The organism is Vibrio echinoideorum, assembly GCF_024347455.1.
Taxonomy (GTDB): Bacteria; Pseudomonadota; Gammaproteobacteria; order Enterobacterales; family Vibrionaceae; genus Vibrio; species Vibrio echinoideorum.
In genome coordinates, this window is the sequence record NZ_AP025483.1 from 3,244,757 (window position 1) to 3,265,416 (window position 20,660).

Sequence of the window (20,660 nt, forward strand, 5' to 3'; positions counted from 1 at the left end):
AAACGATAAAACAAACGTTTGCGCCATGAATGAAATACACTATTATCCTGACACTTTACCAACTCCTGTTCTGAGTATTGATATGAAACTAAAACGCACCCTATTGGCTTCAGCAATGGCAAGTCTCGCTCTATTTCCATTCGCGAGTTCTGCGATGGAAAAAGCCGACCTAATGATTACCGATGCGATGGTTCTAACGATGAACCAAGACAAAACGGTATATGAAAGCGGCACTGTTGTTGTGAAAGACAACAAAATCATTGCTGTCGGCGATGCATCATTAGAGAAGCAATACCAAGCCAAGCAAGTGTTAGACGTGGATGGTGATATCGTGATGCCAGGTCTCATCAATACTCATACTCACGTATCAATGACCGTGTTTCGCTCGTTAGCCGATGATGTGCCTGATCGCCTTCACCGTTACATCTTCCCATTAGAGAAGAAGTTAGTGTCACGAGACATGGTACGCATTGGCGCTAACCTAGGTAACGTCGAAATGGTTAAAGGCGGTGTAACCACTTACGCCGACATGTACTACTTCGAAGATGAAGTGGCGAAAACTGTCGACAAGATCGGTATGCGTGCTATCCTCGGCGAAACAGTGATTAAGTTCCCAGTCGCTGATGCGGCTAATGCTGAAGAAGGCATTAAATACGCGTTAAACTTCATTGAAGAATACAAAGATCATCCACGCATCACCCCAGCGTTTGCACCACATGCGCCTTACACCAATACCACAGAGATTCTGCAGAAGATCTCAAAGCTGTCTCTAGAATTAGATGTGCCTGTGATGATTCACCTTGCAGAATCACACCGTGAAGCAGAAAAAATCGCAGAGCGTTCAGACGGATTATCGCCAGTTCAATACATGGACAGCATTGGTGCACTCAATAAAAACTTGGTGGGTGCACACATGATCCTCGTTGACGATCATGATATCGAACTGGTGAAAAAATCGGATATGGGTGTGGCTCACAACATGAGTGCTAACATCAAGTCAGCAAAAGGCGTATCACCGGCGCTTAAGATGTATAACGAGAACGTACGTATCGGTTTAGGTACCGATGGGCCAATGTCAGGTAATACACTGAGCACCATCGATGAGTTCAACCAAGTCGCTAAAGTACATAAGCTAGTTAATAAAGATCGCGCCGCGATGCCTCCGATCAAAGTGATCGACATGGCAACAATGGGCGCAGCAAAAGCGCTGCACATGGAAGATAAGATCGGTTCTCTTGAGGACGGCAAACTCGCTGACATCATAGTGATCGATACTAAAGCGCCAAACATGGTTCCGGTCTACAACCCATACTCGGCATTAGTTTACTCAGCTAACGCGGGTAACGTTCGCCATACGATCGTTGATGGTAAAATCATCATGCAAGACCGCGACATGCTAACGGTCGATGAAGATAAGATTCGCCAAGAAGCACTCGATTTCACTAAAGTCGTTCGTAAGACGGTGATTGAATCTGGTGAAGTTGTTCAATAACGCCACCGAGTAAGATAAACGGTTTACCGTTAAGATCAAAAAAGGCCTCATAGGTATTTACCTACGAGGCCTTTTTAATACGATATCTTTCTATATCAAGATAGATGGCTAACGAGTGCAGTCGTTCACCATCAACCTTAATTAATATTCGTAATTACCAGAACACATCTCGACGTTTTGCTCGCGCGATAATGTTGTCTGGCATTCTCTGTTCTAAACCGCTTCTAAGCACAGTGATACGTTTATGCTGTCTTTGGTCAGCCGTCACCGAATTATACAACCAGCGATAAGCATCTTCATAATCTAGCGGGCTACCGTAATCTCGCAACAACAACTCAGCTAAGTGAATACTCGCACTTAGATTTCCCATAGACGCCGCTTCACGTAAATACGGAATCGCGCGCTCTTTGTCTTGTTGAACCAAAGTGCCTCGGGAGTAATAACGACCTAACTGCTCTAATGCAGCGGGTAGACCTTGATGCGCTGCGTTTTCCATATAGTAAAGACCAAGCTCTACATCTTGTGGAACACATACACCCCACGCCAACATATCACCGTATAAAAACTCATAAGAAGGCAAGCTAATACGCGTTGCACGCGCAACGATATCTTCCACTAGCTGGCACTTATCCGCCTTTACACGCTCAAGATGTTGATTATTTTCAATTAACTTAATCAGCTCAGCTTCTGTATAGATTGGAACTGGGTCTCCCACTTCAGCCAAATTTGCATGACTCAAGGGTGAGCTCAGCGCCATTATCAATGAAGCTGCCACAATTCGTAGCTTCATACCTGCACTCAATTATCTGTCGCTAAAGTTATCTATTTCTTATTGGCTACCGAGGTAAACGTCAAAAATAGGGTGAACTTCACTTTCCATGATATCTGTATCGGCAACAACCTTGACGGCTTTAGACAAAACTTGCCGCTAATGGGCAATATTTTGCCTGATGACGTTTAAAAGATCATCACCCAAAGCTTAAGCTCTATATTGCAGGCATTAAAAAGCCGACTTAATAAAGTCGGCTTTTAGAAAACTATTTCATTATCAGAGCACTTTAATTACCACAGCACGGCTAGTGCCTGGTAATCACTCAGCGGGCATTATGCGCCGTATGGGTGAACCTTGATGATAGTTTCGTTACGATCTGGGCCAGTTGATACGATATCAATTGGAACGCCAGTTAGGTCTTCGATACGCTTGATGTAATCTAGAGCAGCTTGTGGAAGCGCGTCGATAGATTTAGCACCAAATGTGTTTTCAGACCAACCAGGCATTGTTTCGTAGATTGGCGTTGCTTCTTCGAATGACTCAGCAGCCATTGGAGAAACTTCTAGGATAGAACCATCTTTCATCTTGTAACCAGTACAGATTTTCAGTTCTTCTAGGCCATCTAGAACGTCTAGTTTAGTTAGACAGATACCAGATAGAGAGTTGATTTGGATTGCACGACGCATAGCAACGGCATCGAACCAACCAGTACGACGTAGACGACCAGTTGTTGCGCCAAATTCGTGGCCAACATCGCCTAGGTGCTTACCAACTGGGTCTTGCTTATCAAGGCCATCGTAAAGCTCAGTTGGGAATGGACCTGAACCAACACGAGTACAGTAAGCCTTAGTAATACCAAGGATGTAACCAATGTGACGAGGACCGAAACCAGAACCTGCAGCAACACCACCAGCAGTCGTGTTAGAAGACGTTACGTATGGGTAAGTACCGTGGTCGATATCTAGTAGCGTACCTTGAGCACCTTCGAACATGATCTTGTCGCCGCGCTTACGTGCTGCGTCTAGTTCGTCAGTTACGTCGATAACCATCGCAGTTAACATGTCTGCGTAGCTCATCGCTTGCTCAAGTACTTCTTCGTAGCTTACTGTTTCAGCTTTGTAGAAATGCTCTAGTTGGAAGTTGTGGAATTCCATAACTTCTTTTAGCTTCTCAGCAAATGCTTCTTTATCGAAAAGATCGCCAACGCGTAGACCGCGACGAGCAACTTTATCTTCGTAAGCTGGACCGATACCACGACCCGTTGTACCGATAGCTTTAGCGCCACGAGCGATTTCACGCGCGTTGTCGATAGCAATATGGTACGGAAGAATTAGAGGACAAGCTTCAGAGATGAAAAGACGTTCACGTACTGGAATACCGCGATCTTCAAGAGGTTTCATTTCTTTAAGAAGTGCGTCAGGTGATAATACTACACCGTTACCGATAACACATTTAACGTTATCGCGTAGGATACCTGATGGAATTAAGTGAAGAACGGTTTTTTCACCGTCAATTACAAGTGTATGACCTGCATTGTGACCGCCTTGGTAGCGAACCACGTATTTTGCATCTTCAGTTAAAAGGTCAACGATTTTACCTTTACCTTCGTCACCCCATTGGGTGCCTAGAACAACTACGTTATTTCCCATCTTTCCAATTTCTGTTGCTAATTAAAAATGGATTCTAGCACCGAATCACACTTCTTGCAGTCACTTTTTGTTCATAATCGACAAGGCTGTTCAAAAACAAATCAGTGAGAACTCAGGGCGGAACCGTAAAGATACTGATATCATTGTATTTTTATAAATATAGGGCAGTGTCATGTCTCATTCAATTTGGCTCGCAATTGGGCTTGTTCTTATCGTAGAGGGGCTTGGTCCCTTGATTGCACCAAACGGTTGGAGAAACATGGTTGCCCAGCTCAGCCAACAACCAGACTCTCAACTGCGCCGTATTGGCGGCTGTCTTGTTGTTGCTGGAGCGGTTATCGCTTTCATGACCCACAGCTAATCTTCCTTCTAGAAACCTACTCATTATTTCCGAAACCTTGCCGGTACAAGTAAGAGGTTTACGCACTCACTATACCGATGATTTACGCACTCACTATACCGATTGCGACTCACGCATGAGCCTAACGCTCAAGGGGCCACCTGTCATGTAAAGGCATCGCAAGTCATCGTTAACAGCAGCATAGGTGCTCGGCAGCAGCGTAGATAATCGGTAACAGCAGTATAGGTCCTCGGGGGTAACAACATGGTTAATCAACAGAAGCGCCAAGCAAGCAAGTCAACTAACCAGCTAATCAACTAACAAGATAGGCTGATAAAAAGTGAAGCGACCAAAATAAACCGCCAGAAAACAAAAAGGCTCCCATCAGGGAGCCTTTTGATTTTTAACGTACTTTGTTATCTAAACTAGAGTCAGCTTTTGAATAACAAATTAGCTTATTTTGCTGCTGGTACACCGCTTGATTGATTCATGTATCGGAAGAAGTCTGTCTTCGGATCCAATACTAGAATATCGCTCTTATCGCTAAATGATGTCTCATAAGCTTGCAGTGAACGCATAAAGCCATAGAACTCAGGATCTTTGCTGTACACATCAGAGTAGATCTTCGCCGCTTCTGCATCAGCATCACCACGAGTCACTCGAGCAGTACGGTCAGCTTCAGCAAGAACAGTCGCTACTTCTAGCTCAGCTTGAGCACGGATAACTTCTGCTTTCTCACGACCTTGAGAACGGTGTCTACGAGCAACCGATTCACGCTCTGCACGCATACGGCGGTAGATAGATTCACTGATTTCGTCAGGAAGGTTAATCTTCTTCATTCGGAAATCAACAACTTCAACACCCAAATCAGCCATCGCACTTTCTGCCGTTCCAGACAAAACGTTCGCCATAACTTTATCTCGTTCACCATCAATCTCTAGTGCTTCTTTAGCGGCTTCAGTTGTTACTTCTTCGCTATCAACACTATCAGGTAATACGTCTTTGTTACGCGGGCCTGAAACGATTTGCTTGATCTCGCGAGAACCAATTTCAGAACGAAGAACATCTGTCACTTTACGCTCAAGAAGTGCTTCTGCCGTCAGGATATTGCCGCCGCCCGTACTCAGATAAAAACGTCCAAAATCAGCAATACGCCATTTTGCGTAAGTATCAATTAGAACGTCTTTTTTCTCTGATGTTACGAAACGGTCTGAACGACCATCCATCGTTTGAATACGCGCATCAAGTACTTTAACGCGATCAAACAGCGGCATCTTAAAGTGTAGGCCTGGTTCATAGATTCGTGATACGCCGTTGTCATCGAGAACTCGACCAAAACGAATTACCATGCCACGTTCGCCTTCTTGAATCACAAATAGTGACATCAATAGAAGGGCAATCGTCACAACTAAAACAGGGATCATTAACTTACGCATTATTAGTATCTCCCTTGACGTGAACTGTCTGAACGAGTTGTAGAGCTAGACTTTGGATCCGCTTGAGTTTCTAACTCAATTTGATCGTAAGTTGATGGAGCTTTTGTCGAGCGTTTACCCGATTGGTCTCCACCTTGAGCGCCTAGCTTATCAATTGGTAGGTACAACAAGTTACCACTTGATTCTGAATCAATCAGAACTTTAGATGTGCTTGAGTACACTTTTTCCATTGTATCTAGGTACATACGGTTACGTGTTACTTCAGGAGCAGCTTGGTATTCAGGTAAAAGTTTCTCGAATTGAGCAACCTGACCCAAAGCACCATTAACAATACGCTCAGAATAACCTACCGCTTCTTTCTTCAAACGCTCAGCTCGACCTGTTGCTTTTGGAATAATATCATTACGGTAAGCTTCAGCTTCACGTTCGAAACGCTCTTCATCCTCACGAGCTGCGATAGCATCATCAAATGCATCTTTCACTTGCTCAGGTGGACGCGCTGATTGGAAGTTCACGTCAACAATAAGAATACCCATATCGTAGCTATCAATAATACGATTCAGCTCTTCTTGAGTGCTTTGACGAATCTGCTGACGACCACTTGTTAGGATACTATCCATTAGTGAGTCACCAATTACCGCACGAAGCGCAGAATCGGTTGCTTGGCGTAAACTGTCGTCCGCGTCCGTTACACGATACAAGTACTTGTACGGGTCAGAAACACGGTATTGAACACCCATTTCAACGGTCACAACGTTTTCATCTTTCGTTAGCATCGTGCCAGAAGCACGTAGAGAACGAATCGCTTGAACGTTGACCAGTTGCTCATCTTTGATTTCATCGATGAAGCGTGGGTGCCAGTTAAGGCCAGGTTCTTCGATACGGTCGAATTGACCCAGTCGAAGTACAACGGCTCTTTCTGCTTCGCCAACGGTGTAGAAACCAGCGAAGAACCAGATAGCAATCGCAATGACAGCAATGACACCAAAGCCAATCGCACCGCCACCACCAATAGATGGCCCTTTACCGTTGCCACCTTTTTTACCAAACTTGCCACCTAACTTTTGACTTAGTTTACTAAACACTTCGTCTAAGTCTGGCGGTCCTTGATCTCGGCCGCCGCGATTATTATTCTTACCCCAAGGGTCGTTATCGCGGCCGTTATTATCGCCGTTGTTGTTATTTCCAGGCTCATTCCACGCCATTAGAAAGCTCCATCATTTGATATGACGTTATACTGTAGCAGTCTCTTTGGTAACGATAAAGTCACCTAAGAGCGCCCCTTCTCTTTTTTCAAGTTTAGACCAATCTATTTGTTGCATTCGGATATCTATCAACAAGTTACCATTTTCATCATACTCTTCCTGTTGAATACATTTCATCTGGAAAAATAAACTACGAACACGGCCTTGATGTTTATGTGGAATACACAAACGGAATTGAACCATTTGACTTGCTAAACGCTCGGTTAAAGCTTCAAACAACAGTTCAATACCTACTCCTTCCATTGCAGAAACCCAAACAGCGCGTGGAGCGCCCTCTTCGTATCTTTCAATTCGAGGTTTTTGGTCTTCCATGCAGTCAATTTTATTCATGACTACAAGGGTTGGCACTTCATGAGCATCGATTTCTTCTAATACATCATGAACAGCCTGAATATTCTCACGAAAGCGGTCATCACTGGCATCAACAACATGTAACAAAATGTCAGCTTCTTGCGTCTCTTGTAACGTTGCCTTAAATGCAGCGACCAAATCGTGTGGTAGATGACGGATAAAACCTACGGTATCTGCGAGAATTGCAGGCCCTACATCTGCCAAATCAATCTTACGTAGTGTTGGGTCTAGGGTTGCAAACAGTTGGTCTGCAGCATAAACACCCGCACTGGTAATGCGATTGAAAAGTGTTGATTTCCCTGCGTTGGTATAACCAACCAAAGAAATAGTTGGGATTTCAGCTCGATTTCGAGCACGTCGTCCTTGTTCACGTTGCTTAGCCACTTTCGCTAAACGACGCAGTATTGCCTTTATACGGTCACGCAACAAACGGCGATCGGTTTCCAGTTGAGTTTCACCTGGACCACGAAGACCAATACCACCTTTCTGCCTTTCAAGGTGAGTCCAACCACGAATCAGTCGAGTAGAGATATGACGAAGCTGAGCGAGCTCAACTTGTAGCTTACCTTCGTGAGTTCGTGCACGCTGTGCAAAGATATCTAAGATCAAACCCGTGCGATCAATCACACGACATTTACACAACTGTTCGAGATTTCGCTCTTGGGCAGGAGAGAGAGAGTGGTTAAACACCACGATTTCAGCCCCAGTCAGCTGAACGGCTTGAGCGATTTCTTGGGCTTTACCTTCTCCAACGTAGTATTTAGGGAGCGGGGATTGGCGGCTACCAGTAATCACTTGTAGCGTTTCTACCCCTGCTGAGGAGACCAGCATTTCACATTCGCTTAGGTCTTCCCATTCTCCCTCTTGCGTGAAGTTGATATGAACAAGTACGGCTCGCTCGCCGGATTCATAACGGTCAAACAAGCAACCAACTCCTTATTACAGCGTGTGCTGTATTTGTTGAACGATTAATCTTCAGTCTTCTCTGGACGATCAGATGGCGCACGCTGTTGCTCGCCGCTGTGGTGACTAACTGCACGAGCAGGAACCACAGTAGAAATCGCATGCTTGTAAACCATTTGGTTTACCGTGTTCTTCAATAAGATCACGAATTGATCGAAAGACTCGATCTGACCTTGCAGCTTGATGCCGTTCACAAGATAGATAGAGACTGGAATGCGCTCACGACGGAGTGCATTCAGGAATGGGTCTTGTAGCGATTGCCCCTTAGCCATTTTATTTTCCTTATTTGTATTTTGTTGTAATTATTTAGCTAGCGGTGCACAAAAAGGTGCGGCCTTTGCCTCTGAGCTAAATGAATAAAAAAACTCCGTTGTTATTGAAAGGCTGTGATTTTTTAAAAGCCTCAATAACGGATCCTTTCCAGAGTATATTCACGCAAAAGCGATCACATTATACACAGCAATACTAATCAGATGCTATTGCATCTGAAAGAGTTTCTAACGCTTGATCAATGTTTTCGCTATCTAACCAAGTTAAATCATCCCAACTGCGCAACCAGGTGATTTGTCGCTTGGCCAACTGACGAGTTGCACAGACACCACGGAAAACCGCTTCGTCCAAATCACAATTCCCGTCTAAATAATCCCACATCTGCCTATAACCGACGCATCGGATCGATGGTAGCTCCGGGTGAAGATCTTCTCTGGCGTGTAACGCCTTCATTTCCTCTTCAAAACCCGCCTCAATCATCTTCTCGAAACGCAGTTCAATACGGCGATGGAGTTCAGTCCTTTCCTTGGGAGCTATAGCAAATTGTTTTACACGAAATGGCAGGCTATCGCCTTTCGTTTGAGTTAGCTCAGTTAATGTTTTACCCGAAATTCGATAAACTTCCAATGCCCTTGAAAGCCTTTGTGGATCATTTGGGTGTATTCTTTCAGCGGATACGGGATCTATCTCTCTTAATTGATCATGCAGAGCCTGCCAACCTTGTTCGATAGATTCTGCTTCAATCTGCTGACGAATCTCTTTATCTGCCGCGGGTAGTGGCGATAAACCTTCCAGCAATGCCTTGTAGTACAGCATTGTGCCACCAACAAGTAGCGGGATTTTGCCTTCCGCTACAATCTTATTCATTTCATTGATCGCATCACGACGAAAATCTGCCGCAGAATACGCTTCGCTTGGATCCAGAATATCAATCAAGCGATGAGGCGCGAGCGCGAGCTCTTCCGCGTCTGGTTTAGCGGTGCCAATATCCATGTCTTTGTAGATCAATGCCGAATCCACACTGATGATTTCTACTGGGTATTTCTGGCGTAAGCGGATAGCTAAATCTGTTTTTCCTGATGCCGTTGGGCCCATTAAAAACAACGCTAAAGGTAATTTTTCAGTCATGATATTTTGTATTTGTTTCTCTGTTAGAGCGCTTTATAAAAAGGGCTTTGTGTCGCGACGTATTCAGCTAAAAAGACAAATGCCATCGCGAAAAAGTTAAACCGTAAACGCGGCTATGGTCGCTGAAAAGTCGATAGGATTGACAAACTCTGGATCATCTAATGGAAGTAGACCATGCCAAAGCTGTTCAAGTTCCCCAACTAGTTGAACCGCTTCAGATAAAGTGTAGTCGCTTTTTACTTGTGCCGTTTGAATCCCGATCCAGTTGACCAATGATGGCAACATATCGTTAAAAACAGTATCTGCGTGATTATCGACAATCTGAGCGTTTAATGAAGCCGCGTAAGATAACAGATCTGGGATCAAAATTTGTAAGTTTTGCTGCCTCAAAGGAGAAGGCACGCCCATCACCATTACCGCTTCACTGTTTCGCGCCTTAAGCTCAATCCCCAATAACGCCAGTGTTTGGCTCAACGCCTTAGCAACCTCGACAAGTTCACTGCCAAGCTTAATCGATAAAGGCACCAATAACGGTTGGCTTTTTAACGCCCCTTCTCGAGTATCAAGTTGGCCAATCACACGTAGCAATTCCGCTTTGGCTAGAGACAGCAATACGCTGCCGTTTTTGTTTCCCATTACCAAATATTGGCGTTCCACTACCGAGACAGCTTTGCCTAAGTCCGTCACAGGTGCTCTTGGCTTTGAATGAACAGGATTCTGTTGAGCGGGCTTAGCTTCTATATTTTCTCTATTTTCTCTGGTTCCTACTGGTGCCACATGCTCTTGAGGAGATGATGGAGCTACAACTTGATCATCAAAATCTGGCGTTTTCAGAAGCTCTTTGTAGGCTTTCACTTCTCGCTTAGAGGGTGCGGGGTCACCATGATGCTGATGTGGCTCTTTCTCTTTTTTAGGTTCAGGTCGAGACTCGATCCACTCTTGGCGAGGAGAACCCGTAAAACTGGTGTCGCGAGCCGACGAGCCTTGATTCGATAACGAACCAAGCCTCGATGAAGAACCTCGGCTAGACGATGAACCTCGGTTGGCTGTTGAGCTATAGTGTTGTCCACCATCATTAACGCCGTATTGAGGCTGATCATTCGCTTGTTCAGACTCAGCCTTTCTTGGGTATGAAGGCGTTTGATCAATAGCATGTCGCGCCCTTTCAGATGGAGGGCTTTGATCAAATGCTGGGTTTTGATCTGAATAAGCAGGGACAGCGCTTTCTTGCGTAGGGTAACTCGTCGCATCACTAGATTCAGGAATTGCATTATCTTGCTGATAATTCGTTGCTTCTGATTGATGAAACGCAGACTGCTTGATTGGTACCGCATTAATCTGTTTGCTTTGGGCGAGTCCATCACTCAATGCCTGATAAATGAAATCATGCACAAGGCGAGCTTGGTGGAAACGCACTTCATGTTTTGCAGGGTGAACATTCACATCCACCTGATGCGGGTCTAATTCAATAAACAGTACATAAGTTGCGAATTGGTCTGGACGTAGGCTGGTTTCGTAGCTTTGTCTGATCGCGTGATTGATCAATTTATCGCGCATCATACGACCATTTACATAGCAGTATTGCAGATCGCTTTGTTGCCTTGCCCCTTCTGGCGTGGTGATCCAGCCATGAAGTTTCAAACCTTGATGCTCCAGCTCAATCTTAAGCATATGGCGAACAAAGGCATTACCACACACCGCTGCGATACGCTTTTCAGCTTGAACGTCTGTTTTAGCCGCGCGGTACTGACGAATCATCTTGCCGTTGTGACGAAGATTAATCGTCACATCAAAGCGGCTTAACGCAATTCGCTTAAGCAATTCATCGATGTGCGTAAATTCGGTTTTCTCGGTGCGTAAGAACTTACGTCTTGCTGGTGTGTTGAAGAACAGATCCAATACCTCTACCGAGGTGCCAATTGGATGCGCGGCAGGCTGCAGTTTCACCTGCATATCACGACCTTCACTGTGCGCTGCCCAAGCTTGATCTTGAGTGGCAGGACGAGAGGTCATGGTTAAACGCGCGACTGAGCTGATACTCGCCAACGCCTCACCACGGAAACCAAGGCTGACGATCGCCTCAAGGTCATCCAGTGTATGAATCTTAGAGGTCGCATGACGGCTTAATGCCAAAGCAAGTTCATCTTTAACGATGCCCTTACCGTTGTCACGAACACGAATCATCTTGGCGCCACCTTTCTCGATATCGATATCGATACGTGTGGCACCTGAATCCAAACTGTTCTCAACCAACTCTTTCACAACAGAAGCGGGTCTTTCTACCACTTCACCTGCTGCGATTTGGTTCGCTAACCGAGCTGGCAGTATTTTGATCGTCATATGTATAGTTACCTTACTGCCATTAATGGAAACATGTCTTCGTTAAAAAGATTACTTGTGCGGAATAATCAACACCTGCCCGACAGCTAGGCCATCAGATCGTAGATTATTTGCTTTACGGATAGAATCAACGCTCACACCGTACTTAGAGGCAATCTTCCCAAGATAATCACCTCTTGCGACTTTGTGCTTTCGCAAAGGCAATGCTTTGACATCGTGGGTGACTCGGAGCTTCTGCCCGACTCTAAGCGTATCACTGCGTAGATTATTCTCTCGTTTAATCGCAGCAACCGTAACATCGTATTTTTTAGCGATGCCTCCAAGGTACTCACCTGACTTAACCACATGCGTCACCGTTTTACGGTTTGTTGTGGTCGAGGTTTGCGAACCTGAACTTGGAACCTTCAAAGTTTGACCTATTGCTAAGCTCGTCGACTTCAAGCCATTTAACTTCACTAGCGCTTGTGTAGATGTCCCATACTTCTTAGCAATCACAGACAACGATTCACCACGCTTCACTTTATGCTGACCAGTAGAGTTAGACGGCACTGTCGCGTTTGAAAGAATAATCCCTTCTGGTGGGTTCGCTTTCAAATACTTAACAACCGCTTTAGTCACAGCACGAGCAAGCTTATCTTGATGCGAACGTTGGAAAAGAAGCTTTTCTTCAGTCGGGTTCGAGATAAAGCCAGTCTCTACTAATACCGATGGAATCTGTGGTGAACGTAATACGGCCAAACTGGTATTGATTGGTTTACTGTTATGAAGCTTAGCAACCTTACCCATCTCAGACAGAATCGTTGTTGCCAGTTTATAGCCCTCTTTTTGAGAGTGGCTAAACTGCAGATCAAGCAGCGTTTGGTTTACGTTCTTATCATCAGTATTGCCAGTGAAAGCCGCACCGCTACCACCCAGCAATTCTGATTGTTTCTCTTTATTCTCAATCCAGCGAGAAATCTCAGTATTCGCTCGTCGAGTATTCAACACAAATACCGAACCACCTCTTGGTTGAGGCGTTGTAAAGGCATCGGCGTGAATAGAAATAAACAAGTGCGCCTCATTTTCACGAGCGATCGCAACACGTCGGTTAAGGTTTACAAAGTAGTCTGCATTACGCGTTAAGCGTGTCTTGATACCCGGAACGGCATTCAACTGTGCAGCAAGCTTGCGAGAGATACTCAGCGTCGCATTCTTCTCATATTTACGAGAAGGACCAATCGAGCCTGGGTCTTCACCACCATGGCCAGGATCAATCACAATAAGAACATCTCGCTGGCGCTTCACTTGGTTAATGTTCTTACTTACCGTTGGCTTGCTCGGCGTCGATGTTCCTTTGCTTGCCGCACCATGAGGGAAGTCAATCACCAGACGATGACCGTACTGACCTCCCGGTGTTGGGTTGAGTTTAAACAAATCGGCTTTAGAGGATTTCTTTAACTCGAAAACTAAGCGAAAAGTATTTTTGTCCGGTGGAGAGCTCTTACGAACTTTCGTCAGAACAGGGCTATCCTTCACCACAACAGGTAACTGGGTCGCAAGGCCGGTATGTTTCAAATCGACAACTAAGCGACTCGGGCTACTCAAAGTGAAATAGCTAAAGTCGGCTTCGGATTTAAGATCGATAACCACACGAGTTTCTTCAGGTGAAGGCCAAACCCTCAACCCTTTCAGTGAGTTCGCAGAAACAAGTGAAGAAAACAATAAAGAGAAAACAGTAGCTACCATTGCTACTGTTGAAAAAAGGCGTCTAGAAATCAACATAACTCCAACTGACTGAGTAAGCGCTGTCCGTATTCACTATTAGCGGTTAAAGAAACAATACGGTGATCGTCTTGGTAACGAATATCAATGTCCAAATCCGCTTCTGGTAGCATCCCATAACCTTTTTCAGGCCATTCAACCAAACAGATAGCGTCCGGAGTAAAGTAATCACGAATTCCCATGAACTCTAACTCTTCAGGGTCGGCTAGGCGATAAAGATCAAAGTGATACACCTGCCAATCTGCAAGTTGATAAGGTTCAACTAGAGTATACGTTGGGCTCTTTACATTTCCTTGATGGCCAAGTGCTTTTACAAAGCCACGACTGAACGTCGTTTTGCCTGCGCCAAGATCACCATGCAGATAAATAGTCGTCTGCTGTGAGCAAAGATTAGAAAGCTCCGTTCCTAATTGAATCGTTGCTTGTTCATCTTTCAAAGTAAATTGTTTCGTGCTCATGAATACGTTCTCTAAAAATCGATCGTTGACTATATAAAAATCAAAAGAACAAGAATAGTAAACCGTGATGCTTTTGGGAGACAAGCACTCAAGTGTAAGTTCTATGAAAAATACTGCTCAAAACACGTCTGTTCTGGTCAATACCACTAAGATCCGTTAAGATCCGCCCCCATTTTTGCCGAACCTAATTTTAATTAGCCTTATCTCTAATTGTAAAACAGAGAAAATAAGAATTAAGAATGAAGCCATGAATCTAGACCATCTTGCTGAAAAAATTAAAATCTGGGGAAAAGAGCTAGGCTTTCAAAAAGTTGGCATCTGTGATGTCGATTTAAGTGAACACGAAGCCCCTCTTCAAACATGGCTAGATGCTGGCAATCACGGCGAAATGGATTGGATGGCACGACATGGCATGATGCGAGCTCGCCCTAATGAGCTTCATCCTGGTACCATTCGAGTGATCAGCGCCCGAATGAACTACCTACCACCAGAAGCTCAGTTTGCCTCTAACCTAAGCGATACCACTCAAGGCTATATCAGCCGTTATTCTTTAGGCCGCGATTATCACAAATTGTTCCGTAACCAGTTGAAAAAGCTGGGACAAAGAATTGAGAAAGAAGTCGAAGGTTTAGACTCGCGTCCTTTCGTGGATTCAGCGCCTATTTTAGAAAGACCGCTTGCTCAAAAAGCAGGGCTTGGATGGACAGGAAAACATTCGCTAATTTTAGATAAAGACGCGGGGTCTTGGTTCTTCCTAGGAGAACTGCTCGTTAACATCCCTCTCCCAGTAGATACGCCAAGTATCGATGAGTGCGGGAAATGTACCGCATGTATCACTTCTTGCCCAACGGGTGCCATTATTGCTGATGGCGTAGTGGATGCTCGCAAGTGTATCTCTTACCTCACCATTGAATACGATGGCGTCATACCTGAAGAGTATAGAGACGCAATTGGTAACCGTATCTACGGTTGTGATGACTGCCAGTTAGTTTGCCCGTGGAATCGCCATGCCGAACTCACAGAGCAAAAAGACTTTCATCGCAGAGAAGATTTTCAAGAAGCCGATCTGGTTTCACTTTCAAGTTGGGACGAAGCAACCTTCCTGAAGAAAATGGAAGGCTCAGCAATAAGACGCATCGGCCACACCCAGTGGTTGCGCAATATCTTTGTTGCTATGGGCAATGCGCCATTTCAACAACGTATTGTTGAAACACTGGAATCTCATCAAGGCAAAAACGACATGTTGGATGTGCATATTGAGTGGGCTTTGGAAAAACAACTACAGCAGTTGCCGAATGCCAGTAGCATCCAAGAAGGCAAGAATAAAGTCTCCACCAAAAAGCACAGACTTATCCGTATCGTGGAAAAAGGACTACCGAGAGACGCCTAGCCTTTAGGTACCAACGATTGGCGGACTAACGGACACCAACAGTCCAAGATTTAAGACAACTCGTTGCACATAATTTTAGAACAATGTTTGACCTTGTTCTCAATTTTAACAATGTGGAAAAAATTCAGATCTCTCGTAAACTTCCGACACCCTCACAAAGTTAAACACAGTAGCGATAAATGATTAAGATCAAAAAACAATAAGTTAACGATCTTTTGTCAAATTCAAGATGAGTAGTCAACTTGATAAAAAACAACAAGTTACGATCGCCTCAATTCAGCTAATATATTGAAAACAAGAAAGATCTTTTAGAGATATGTAAAGAATTAAGCCTGAAATAACTTTATCAACCAAGTTATCCACATCCGACTTATTGTGGATAAGTCTGTTTATAGATGTGAAAAACCTCAAGTATCTGCTTCAGAGACCTGATGTTTACTAGCATTCCAGTTGCTAAGAAAAATTTAAGACAAAAAAATATCCACCATGATGGAGGATTATTTGCTTTTTGGGGGGATTATGCTTCGCAGCATTAAAGAAAGAGCGTGACCTTTAAGGTCGCCTTTAAACTCTGTGATCTAAAGAAAAACACGGTGGTTTAAAGAATCTTAATAGCTTTTTAAGAAGAAAGCTGGAGCGATACATCGGGTTCGAACCGATGACCTCAACCTTGGCAAGGTTGCGCTCTACCAACTGAGCTAGTATCGCATTAGTTAACCGTTAATCCTGTCTGCTAAGAAGCTAAGTGCTTACTGCAAGGCAGTGACCAACGTGTAACTGTAATGTGGTTGCGGGAGCCGGATTTGAACCGACGACCTTCGGGTTATGAGCCCGACGAGCTACCAAACTGCTCCATCCCGCGTCCGGATGCATTGTTTAAGACAATGAGTCTATTTCCCAACATCAATCCTAAGAAAGAAATTGGAGCGATACATCGGGTTCGAACCGATGACCTCAACCTTGGCAAGGTTGCGCTCTACCAGCTGAGCTAGTATCGCTTAGTTAACCGTTAAACTTGTCTGCTAGAAGCTAGGTTATTACGACAATAAACTAGGTTCTTACTGCAAAGAAGCTATCAACGTTTAGCTGTAATGTGGTTGCGGGAGCCGGATTTGAACCGACGACCTTCGGGTTATGAGCCCGACGAGCTACCAAACTGCTCCATCCCGCGTCCGGATGCATTGTTTAAGTCAATGAGTCTATTTCCCAACATCAATCCTAAGAAAGAAATTGGAGCGATACATCGGGTTCGAACCGATGACCTCAACCTTGGCAAGGTTGCGCTCTACCAGCTGAGCTAGTATCGCTTAGTTAACCGTTAATCCTGTCTGCTAAGAAGCTAAGTGCTTACTGCAAGGCAGTGACCAACGTGTAACTGTAATGTGGTTGCGGGAGCCGGATTTGAACCGACGACCTTCGGGTTATGAGCCCGACGAGCTACCAAACTGCTCCATCCCGCGTCCGGATGCATTGTTTAAGACAATGAGTCTATTTCCCAACATCAATCCTAAGAAAGAAATTGGAGCGATACATCGGGTTCGAACCGATGACCTCAACCTTGGCAAGGTTGCGCTCTACCAGCTGAGCTAGTATCGCTTAGTTAACCGTTAAACTTGTCTGCTAGAAACTAAGTTCTTACTGCAAAGAAGCTATCAACGTTTAGCTGTAATGTGGTTGCGGGAGCCGGATTTGAACCGACGACCTTCGGGTTATGAGCCCGACGAGCTACCAAACTGCTCCATCCCGCGTCCGGATGCATTGTTTAAGTCAATGAGTCTATTTCCCAACATCAATCCTAAGAAAGAAATTGGAGCGATACATCGGGTTCGAACCGATGACCTCAACCTTGGCAAGGTTGCGCTCTACCAGCTGAGCTAGTATCGCTTAGTTAACCGTTAAACTTGTCTGCTAGAAGCTAAGTGCTTACTGCAAAGAAGCTATCAACGTTTAGCTGTAATGTGGTTGCGGGAGCCGGATTTGAACCGACGACCTTCGGGTTATGAGCCCGACGAGCTACCAAACTGCTCCATCCCGCGTCCGGATGCATTGTTTAAGTCAATGAGTCTATTTCCCAACATCAATCCTAAGAAAGAAATTGGAGCGATACATCGGGTTCGAACCGATGACCTCAACCTTGGCAAGGTTGCGCTCTACCAGCTGAGCTAGTATCGCTTAGTTAACCGTTAAACTTGTCTGCTAGAAACTAAGTTCTTACTGCAAAGAAGCTATCAACGTTTAGCTGTAATGTGGTTGCGGGAGCCGGATTTGAACCGACGACCTTCGGGTTATGAGCCCGACGAGCTACCAAACTGCTCCATCCCGCGTCCGGATGCATTGTTTAAGTCAATGAGTCTATTTCCCAACATCAATCCTAAGAAAGAAATTGGAGCGATACATCGGGTTCGAACCGATGACCTCAACCTTGGCAAGGTTGCGCTCTACCAGCTGAGCTAGTATCGCTTAGTTAACCGTTAAACTTGTCTGCTAGAAACTAAGTTCTTACTGCAAAGAAGCTATCAACGTTTAGCTGTAATGTGGTTGCGGGAGCCGGATTTGAACCGACGACCTTCGGGTTATGAGCCCGACGAGCTACCAAACTGCTCCATCCCGCGTCCGGATGCATTGTTTAAGACAATGAGTCTATTTCCCAACATCAATCCTAAGAAAGAAATTGGAGCGATACATCGGGTTCGAACCGATGACCTCAACCTTGGCAAGGTTGCGCTCTACCAGCTGAGCTAGTATCGCTTAGTTAACCGTTAAACTTGTCTGCTAGAAGCTAGGTTATTACGACAATAAACTAGGTTCTTACTGCAAAGAAGCTATCAACGTTTAGCTGTAATGTGGTTGCGGGAGCCGGATTTGAACCGACGACCTTCGGGTTATGAGCCCGACGAGCTACCAAACTGCTCCATCCCGCGTCCGGATGTTTCTTTTTTACGTCATAAACGCTTAAGTCAATGACTCTATTTCCCAACATCAATCCTAAGAAAGAAATTGGAGCGATACATCGGGTTCGAACCGATGACCTCAACCTTGGCAAGGTTGCGCTCTACCAACTGAGCTAGTATCGCAATCTGAAACGTCTTTCGTCGTTCAGGGCTGCGAATTATAAGAGCATTTTTTTGTGATGCAAGTCCTTAATGCAAAAATCAGTAAGTTTTTACTCAACTGCTGAAAAAGCACACAAATTTGCAAAAAAAACAACTCTTATGTCCCTGAAAAGTTAGACAAACGTGATCATTTGATCAGATTAAATGTTAATAATCGTTTTTCGGTAGTACTGCAGCTCAGCGATCGACTCTCGAATATCATCCAATGCAAGATGACTTCCCGACTTTGAAAAACCATCTAGGATTTCAGGTTTCCAACGGCGAGTAAGCTCTTTCAGAGTACTAACATCAACATAACGGTAATGGAAATACTCTTCCAATTCTGGCATGTGTTTGTATAAGAAACGACGGTCTTGGCCAATGCTGTTGCCGCAAATAGGCGATTTACCTTTTGGTACCCACTTCTCAAGAAACTCAATCGTTTGTTGAATTGCGTCCTGCTCTGAAACAGTGCTTTCTTGAATTCGCTTCACTAAACCGCTGCCAGTATGAGTTGTCGTGCACCACTCATCCATCTTGTCCAGTTCACTCTGAGGCTGGTGAATGGCCAAAACAGGCCCTTCAGCCAGGATGTTGAGCTCACTATCTGTAACGATAGAAGCAATTTCAATAATTTTATGAGTTTCAGGATCAAGTCCGGTCATCTCTAGATCAACCCAAATAAGGTTCTGATCGCTAAAGGACATAAGGCGTCGCCTATTTGTTTATGTATAAAAGAGGTACTATACCCAAATAACTATACTCAAACTAGCTTTAGGGCCATCGAAATCAGTGGTACCAACAACATCCCGTTTGAGTCCTCAATCATCAAGTTAGATGTGTTAAGTGAAAAATTGTGGCTAAAAAAAAGAAGTTAACCAAAGGTCAGGTACGTCGCGTACGTAGCAACCAGAACAAGCGACTCAAGAAAGAAGATTCTATCCAGTGGGATGAGAACATGCTTGGCGGAACAAAGAGTGGGCTCGTTATTACACGCTTTGGCCAACATGTCGATATCGAAGATCTTGAAACCAACGAAGTTCACCGTTGTAACTTACGCCGTAGTATCGAAACGTTAGTTTCCGGAGACAAAGTCATTTGGCGCGCAGGACTTGAATCAATGGCTGGCATTTCTGGTGTTGTAGAAGCTGTTGAACCTAGAACGTCAATGCTAACTCGCCCTGATTACTACGACGGCCTAAAACCGGTTGCTGCTAACGTTGACCAAATGGTTATCGTATCTGCTGTACTGCCGGAGCTATCACTTAATATCATCGACCGCTACTTAATTGCCTCTGAAACCGTCAACATCGCACCACTTGTGGTTCTCAATAAAGTCGACCTACTCACTGAACAGCAAATTGCGGAATACCGCGAAACGCTGAAAATATACGAGAAAATCGGCTATAAAGTGATGTTCGTGAGTAAAGAGTCTGGCTACGGCATCAAAGAGTTGGAAGCCGAACTGAAAGATCGTATCAACATTTTCGTTGGTCAATCTGGCGTGGGTAAATCCAGCGTAGTGAATGCACTAATGCCAACATTAGACATTGAAGAAGGCGCCGTTTCTGAAAACTCAGGACTGGGTCAACACACGACGACTGCGGCGCGTTTGTATCACTTCCCTTCTGGTGGTGATCTTATCGATTCCCCAGGGGTACGTGAATTCGGCCTATGGCATTTAGAACCCGATGAAGTCACTGATGCTTTCATTGAATTCAAGCCATACCTAGGTGGTTGTAAATTCCGTGACTGTAAACACAATGACGACCCAGGATGCCTTCTGCGTGAAGCCGTTGAAGACGGTAGAATTAGCCGCTTACGTTTTGCTAGCTACCATCGCATTATTGAAACAATGGCTGACAACAAAGATAACCGTCAGTACTCACGAAGCAAGAAAGCCGATCTCTAATCGCGTTTTTGTGAACAAATGTGTGCATTTACTGACAATTG

General features: G+C 44.7%; 15 protein-coding genes and 17 tRNA genes. 4 read left to right on the plus strand and 28 right to left on the minus strand.

Translation table 11 applies throughout. The features are described 5' to 3' along the window. Positions 1–82 precede the first annotated feature (82 nt). Entirely contained in the window at positions 83–1,492 is a 1,410-nt protein-coding gene (locus tag OCV36_RS14590; RefSeq protein WP_135459055.1) for an amidohydrolase, read from the plus strand. 154 nt (positions 1,493–1,646) lie between these two features. Here OCV36_RS14590 and motX read toward each other — a convergent pair whose 3' ends face one another. Further along, positions 1,647–2,282 (minus strand): flagellar protein MotX, encoded by a 636-nt coding sequence (gene motX, locus OCV36_RS14595; RefSeq protein WP_135459053.1) that lies wholly within the window; start codon positions 2,280–2,282, stop codon positions 1,647–1,649. Positions 2,283–2,596: 314 nt separating this feature from the next. Further along, entirely contained in the window at positions 2,597–3,913 is a 1,317-nt protein-coding gene (locus OCV36_RS14600) for an adenylosuccinate synthase (protein ID WP_017073481.1), read from the minus strand. Between the two features lie 172 nt (positions 3,914–4,085). Between OCV36_RS14600 and OCV36_RS14605 the strand changes: the two genes are divergently transcribed. Beyond that, the gene (locus OCV36_RS14605; RefSeq protein WP_135459052.1) at positions 4,086–4,274 is read left to right on the plus strand and encodes a DUF2065 domain-containing protein; all 189 of its coding nucleotides are present in this window, start codon (positions 4,086–4,088) and stop codon (positions 4,272–4,274) included. 434 nt (positions 4,275–4,708) lie between these two features. On the opposite strand, the gene hflC is transcribed toward OCV36_RS14605, so the two are convergent. The 8 genes from hflC to tsaE form a co-directional block, all read right to left on the minus strand. Then, on the minus strand, positions 4,709–5,689 hold the full coding sequence (gene hflC, locus OCV36_RS14610) for a protease modulator HflC (protein WP_017073483.1): 981 nt from the start codon (positions 5,687–5,689) through the stop codon (positions 4,709–4,711). A 2-nt stretch (positions 5,690–5,691) separates the two neighbouring features. Beyond that, on the minus strand, positions 5,692–6,894 hold the full coding sequence (hflK, locus tag OCV36_RS14615; RefSeq protein ID WP_017073484.1) for an FtsH protease activity modulator HflK: 1,203 nt from the start codon (positions 6,892–6,894) through the stop codon (positions 5,692–5,694). Positions 6,895–6,921: 27 nt separating this feature from the next. Next, on the minus strand, positions 6,922–8,229 hold the full coding sequence (hflX, locus tag OCV36_RS14620) for a ribosome rescue GTPase HflX (RefSeq protein WP_135459051.1): 1,308 nt from the start codon (positions 8,227–8,229) through the stop codon (positions 6,922–6,924). A gap of 44 nt (positions 8,230–8,273) precedes the next feature. Next, complete coding sequence (gene hfq / locus OCV36_RS14625; RefSeq protein WP_004735866.1) at positions 8,274–8,540, minus strand: RNA chaperone Hfq; 267 nt, start codon at positions 8,538–8,540, stop codon at positions 8,274–8,276. A gap of 193 nt (positions 8,541–8,733) precedes the next feature. Next, on the minus strand, positions 8,734–9,666 hold the full coding sequence (gene miaA, locus OCV36_RS14630) for a tRNA (adenosine(37)-N6)-dimethylallyltransferase MiaA (RefSeq protein ID WP_017073486.1): 933 nt from the start codon (positions 9,664–9,666) through the stop codon (positions 8,734–8,736). Between the two features lie 96 nt (positions 9,667–9,762). After that, complete coding sequence (gene mutL, locus OCV36_RS14635) at positions 9,763–12,006, minus strand: DNA mismatch repair endonuclease MutL (protein WP_135459049.1); 2,244 nt, start codon at positions 12,004–12,006, stop codon at positions 9,763–9,765. Between the two features lie 51 nt (positions 12,007–12,057). After that, a complete protein-coding gene (locus OCV36_RS14640) occupies positions 12,058–13,767 on the minus strand; it encodes a LysM peptidoglycan-binding domain-containing protein (protein WP_017073488.1) in 1,710 nt (569 codons plus the stop codon). Continuing rightward, positions 13,761–14,225, minus strand: a complete 465-nt coding sequence (tsaE, locus tag OCV36_RS14645; RefSeq protein ID WP_004735870.1) for a tRNA (adenosine(37)-N6)-threonylcarbamoyltransferase complex ATPase subunit type 1 TsaE — start codon at positions 14,223–14,225, stop codon at positions 13,761–13,763. The genes OCV36_RS14640 and tsaE overlap by 7 nt, the downstream gene beginning before the upstream one ends. A gap of 247 nt (positions 14,226–14,472) precedes the next feature. Between tsaE and queG the strand changes: the two genes are divergently transcribed. Next, positions 14,473–15,615 (plus strand): tRNA epoxyqueuosine(34) reductase QueG, encoded by a 1,143-nt coding sequence (gene queG, locus OCV36_RS14650; protein WP_135459047.1) that lies wholly within the window; start codon positions 14,473–14,475, stop codon positions 15,613–15,615. 632 nt (positions 15,616–16,247) lie between these two features. On the opposite strand, the gene OCV36_RS14655 is transcribed toward queG, so the two are convergent. From OCV36_RS14655 to orn, 18 genes are all read right to left on the minus strand, one after another. Next, a tRNA-Gly gene (locus OCV36_RS14655) sits at positions 16,248–16,323 on the minus strand. 77 nt (positions 16,324–16,400) lie between these two features. Next, positions 16,401–16,477 (minus strand) — tRNA-Met (locus OCV36_RS14660). 60 nt (positions 16,478–16,537) lie between these two features. Then, positions 16,538–16,613, minus strand: a tRNA-Gly gene (locus OCV36_RS14665). A gap of 96 nt (positions 16,614–16,709) precedes the next feature. After that, positions 16,710–16,786, minus strand: a tRNA-Met gene (locus OCV36_RS14670). A 60-nt stretch (positions 16,787–16,846) separates the two neighbouring features. Next, positions 16,847–16,922, minus strand: a tRNA-Gly gene (locus tag OCV36_RS14675). Between the two features lie 76 nt (positions 16,923–16,998). After that, a tRNA-Met gene (locus OCV36_RS14680) sits at positions 16,999–17,075 on the minus strand. Between the two features lie 60 nt (positions 17,076–17,135). After that, positions 17,136–17,211: transfer RNA gene (locus OCV36_RS14685), tRNA-Gly, on the minus strand. A gap of 75 nt (positions 17,212–17,286) precedes the next feature. Next, positions 17,287–17,363: transfer RNA gene (locus OCV36_RS14690), tRNA-Met, on the minus strand. A 60-nt stretch (positions 17,364–17,423) separates the two neighbouring features. After that, positions 17,424–17,499 (minus strand) — tRNA-Gly (locus OCV36_RS14695). A gap of 75 nt (positions 17,500–17,574) precedes the next feature. After that, positions 17,575–17,651: transfer RNA gene (locus tag OCV36_RS14700), tRNA-Met, on the minus strand. 60 nt (positions 17,652–17,711) lie between these two features. Continuing rightward, a tRNA-Gly gene (locus OCV36_RS14705) sits at positions 17,712–17,787 on the minus strand. Positions 17,788–17,862: 75 nt separating this feature from the next. Next, positions 17,863–17,939, minus strand: a tRNA-Met gene (locus tag OCV36_RS14710). A 60-nt stretch (positions 17,940–17,999) separates the two neighbouring features. Next, positions 18,000–18,075: transfer RNA gene (locus OCV36_RS14715), tRNA-Gly, on the minus strand. 75 nt (positions 18,076–18,150) lie between these two features. Further along, positions 18,151–18,227 (minus strand) — tRNA-Met (locus OCV36_RS14720). Positions 18,228–18,287: 60 nt separating this feature from the next. Next, a tRNA-Gly gene (locus tag OCV36_RS14725) sits at positions 18,288–18,363 on the minus strand. Between the two features lie 96 nt (positions 18,364–18,459). Further along, a tRNA-Met gene (locus OCV36_RS14730) sits at positions 18,460–18,536 on the minus strand. A gap of 77 nt (positions 18,537–18,613) precedes the next feature. After that, positions 18,614–18,689, minus strand: a tRNA-Gly gene (locus tag OCV36_RS14735). Between the two features lie 179 nt (positions 18,690–18,868). Then, the gene (gene orn, locus OCV36_RS14740; protein ID WP_135459262.1) at positions 18,869–19,414 is read right to left on the minus strand and encodes an oligoribonuclease; all 546 of its coding nucleotides are present in this window, start codon (positions 19,412–19,414) and stop codon (positions 18,869–18,871) included. Between the two features lie 149 nt (positions 19,415–19,563). Between orn and rsgA the strand changes: the two genes are divergently transcribed. After that, positions 19,564–20,619, plus strand: coding sequence for a small ribosomal subunit biogenesis GTPase RsgA (gene rsgA, locus OCV36_RS14745; protein WP_135459264.1), 1,056 nt, complete (start codon positions 19,564–19,566; stop codon positions 20,617–20,619). Positions 20,620–20,660: the final 41 nt, after the last annotated feature.

Bases quoted from the DNA above. Each gene is read 5' to 3' on its own strand.
- OCV36_RS14590 (WP_135459055.1), top strand. From the start codon at position 83: ATGAAACTAAAACGCACCCTATTGGCTTCAGCAATGGCAAGTCTCGCT.
- motX (WP_135459053.1), bottom strand. From the start codon at position 2,282: ATGAAGCTACGAATTGTGGCAGCTTCATTGATAATGGCGCTGAGCTCA.
- OCV36_RS14600 (WP_017073481.1), bottom strand. From the start codon at position 3,913: ATGGGAAATAACGTAGTTGTTCTAGGCACCCAATGGGGTGACGAAGGT.
- OCV36_RS14605 (WP_135459052.1), top strand. From the start codon at position 4,086: ATGTCTCATTCAATTTGGCTCGCAATTGGGCTTGTTCTTATCGTAGAG.
- hflC (WP_017073483.1), bottom strand. From the start codon at position 5,689: ATGCGTAAGTTAATGATCCCTGTTTTAGTTGTGACGATTGCCCTTCTA.
- hflK (WP_017073484.1), bottom strand. From the start codon at position 6,894: ATGGCGTGGAATGAGCCTGGAAATAACAACAACGGCGATAATAACGGC.
- hfq (WP_004735866.1), bottom strand. From the start codon at position 8,540: ATGGCTAAGGGGCAATCGCTACAAGACCCATTCCTGAATGCACTCCGT.
- miaA (WP_017073486.1), bottom strand. From the start codon at position 9,666: ATGACTGAAAAATTACCTTTAGCGTTGTTTTTAATGGGCCCAACGGCA.
- mutL (WP_135459049.1), bottom strand. From the start codon at position 12,006: ATGACGATCAAAATACTGCCAGCTCGGTTAGCGAACCAAATCGCAGCA.
- OCV36_RS14640 (WP_017073488.1), bottom strand. From the start codon at position 13,767: ATGTTGATTTCTAGACGCCTTTTTTCAACAGTAGCAATGGTAGCTACT.
- tsaE (WP_004735870.1), bottom strand. From the start codon at position 14,225: ATGAGCACGAAACAATTTACTTTGAAAGATGAACAAGCAACGATTCAA.
- queG (WP_135459047.1), top strand. From the start codon at position 14,473: ATGAATCTAGACCATCTTGCTGAAAAAATTAAAATCTGGGGAAAAGAG.
- orn (WP_135459262.1), bottom strand. From the start codon at position 19,414: ATGTCCTTTAGCGATCAGAACCTTATTTGGGTTGATCTAGAGATGACC.